The sequence below is a fragment of the Streptomyces otsuchiensis genome, assembly GCF_004305975.1.
GTDB classification, from domain to species: Bacteria; Actinomycetota; Actinomycetes; order Streptomycetales; family Streptomycetaceae; genus Streptomyces; species Streptomyces otsuchiensis.
The window spans coordinates 1-2347 of the sequence record NZ_BHZI01000464.1 but is presented as its reverse complement, the minus strand read 5'-3'; the positions used below and the strand labels follow the sequence as shown (position 1 = coordinate 2347).

Sequence of the window (2347 nt, the reverse complement as noted above, 5' to 3'; positions counted from 1 at the left end):
GCTCCAGGTTGCGCACCAGCAGCGGGATGCCGTCCAGCAGCCCGTTGAGGGGCGGGCCGCCGGGCCGGGGCCGTCATCCCAGGAAGCCGCGCAACAGCGCGGCGGTGCCCGCGCAGTGCTCCCGCATCGTGGCGGCGGCGGCCTCGGTGTCGCCCGCGAGGACCGCCGAGACGACCTCCGCGTGCTGCCGCTGCGAGTGCTCCAGGTTGCGCACCAGCAGCGGGATGCCGTCCAGCAGCCCGTTGAGGGTCGCCCGGACGTCCGCGTAGTGCCCGGCCAGCGACGTCGACCCGCACAGACCGGCCAGGGCCAGGTGGAAGTGGGTGTCCGCCCGGCGGTAGGACTCCGGTGGCGCCTCGCCGGTGGCGGCCAGCGCCTCACGCAGCCGTCGCGCCCCGTCCTCGTCCAGGCCCTGCCGCGCGCAGAGCGTGACGGCACCCACGTCCAGCACCTCGCGCAGCCGCAACGCGTCCTCCACGTCGACGCCGGCGGTACGGCTGCGCAGCGCTTCCCGCCCGGAGCCGGGCGGCGGCGCGGCACGGACGAAGGTGCCGCCGTACCGGCCACGCCGGCTCTCCACCAGGCCCTCGGCCCGCAGCACCTCCAGCACCTCACGCAGCGTCGCCCGGCTCACTCCCAGCCGCCCGGCCAGCTCCCGCTCCGCCGGCAGGCGCTCGCCCGCGGCCGCGAGGCCCAGCCGTAGCGCCCGCAGCAGGCGCTCCAGCGCCTCCTCGAACCCGCTGCCCGCCCGGACCGGGCCCAGCACCGCGGCCAGCCGGTCCCCGACAGGTGTCGTGCCGGCGCCGGGCGGGGAGGAGGAGCCGCGAGAGCCGGACGCCGCTTTGCCCGCCATTCGCCCCTCCCGTCGCCGACCCGCCGGCCGCTCGGCGGGCGCGTCCTTCCCAATCAATGGTCCTCCCCAGTACCTTATGGCATCCGGCGACCGACAGGAGGCCGCACGTGGCCGCACGCACGCCCCCGCTGACCGTCGAGGAACTGCGGGTACTGACCGACGAGGGCGAGATCGACACCGTCGTGCTCGCCTTCACCGACATGCAGGGCCGCCTCCAGGGGAAGCGGTTCGACGCCGGCTACTTCCTCGAAGACGTCCTGGAACACGGCACCGAGGGCTGCAACTACCTGCTCGCCGTCGACGTCGACCTCAACACCGTCGACGGCTACGCGATGTCCTCCTGGGAGAGCGGCTACGGCGACTTCGCCATGCACGCCGACCCCGCCACCCTGCGCCGGGTGCCCTGGCAGCCGGGAACCGCCATGGTCATCGCCGACCTCGCCTGGCACGACGGCACCCCCGTCACCGCCTCACCGCGCCAGGTGCTGCGCCGGCAGCTCGACCGGCTCGCCGAACGGGGCTGGAGCGCGCTGGCCGGCACCGAGCTGGAGTTCATGGTCTTCCAGGACACCTACGAGCAGGCGTGGACCGCCGGATACCGCGAGCTGACCCCCGCCAACCAGTACAACGTGGACTACTCCGTCCTCGGCACCGCCCGGGTCGAGCCGCTGCTGCGCGCCATCCGGCAAGGCATGACCGGCGCGGGGATGCGCGTGGAGTCGGCCAAGGGCGAGTGCAACCTCGGCCAGCACGAGATCGTCTTCCGCTACGACGACGCGCTGACCACCTGCGACCAGCACTCCGTCTACAAGACCGGAGCCAAGGAGATCGCCGCCCAGCACGGCCGCGCCCTGACCTTCATGGCCAAGTACGACGAGCGCGAGGGCAACTCCTGCCACATCCACCTCTCGCTGCGCGACGAACGGGGCCGGCCGGTCCTGGCGGACGAGACCGCCGCCGACGGCATGTCGCAGACGATGCGCCACTTCCTCGCCGGCCAGCTCGCCGCGCTGCCCGACCTCACCCTGCTGTACGCCCCCAACATCAACTCCTACAAGCGCTTCCAGCCCGGCTCCTTCGCCCCGACCGCCGTCGCCTGGGGACCGGACAACCGCACCTGCGCGATGCGCGTCGTCGGCCACGGCGCCGGCCACCGGCTGGAGAACCGGCTGCCCGGCGGGGACGTCAACCCCTACCTCGCCGTCGCCGGGATGATCGCCGCCGGACTGCACGGCGTCGACCAGCGGCTGGAACTCCCGCCCGCGTGCACCGGCAACGCCTACACCTCGGACGCCGAGCAGGTGCCGGCCACCCTGCGGGACGCCGCCGACCGCTGGGCCGCCAGCGCCGTCGCCCGGGAGGCGTTCGGCGACGACGTCGTCGAGCACTACCGCACCATGGCCCGCGTCGAACAGGACGCCTACGACGCCGCCGTGACGGACTGGGAACGGTTCCGGTCCTTCGAACGCATGTGACCCCTCCCCAACCCTCCCC

General features: G+C 73.9%; 2 protein-coding genes. One reads left to right on the top strand and one right to left on the bottom strand.

Features of this window, described 5'->3' with window-relative positions; genetic code table 11:
* Positions 1-73: 73 nt before the first annotated feature.
* Positions 74-853 carry a FadR/GntR family transcriptional regulator gene (locus E0D90_RS25100; RefSeq protein ID WP_130800216.1) on the bottom strand — a complete coding sequence of 260 codons (780 nt, stop codon included), beginning with the start codon at positions 851-853 and terminating at the stop codon, positions 74-76.
* A 107-nt stretch (positions 854-960) separates the two neighbouring features.
* Between E0D90_RS25100 and E0D90_RS25095 the strand changes: the two genes are divergently transcribed.
* Positions 961-2328 (top strand): glutamine synthetase family protein, encoded by a 1368-nt coding sequence (locus E0D90_RS25095; protein WP_130800215.1) that lies wholly within the window; start codon positions 961-963, stop codon positions 2326-2328.
* The last annotated feature ends 19 nt before the right edge of the window (positions 2329-2347 follow it).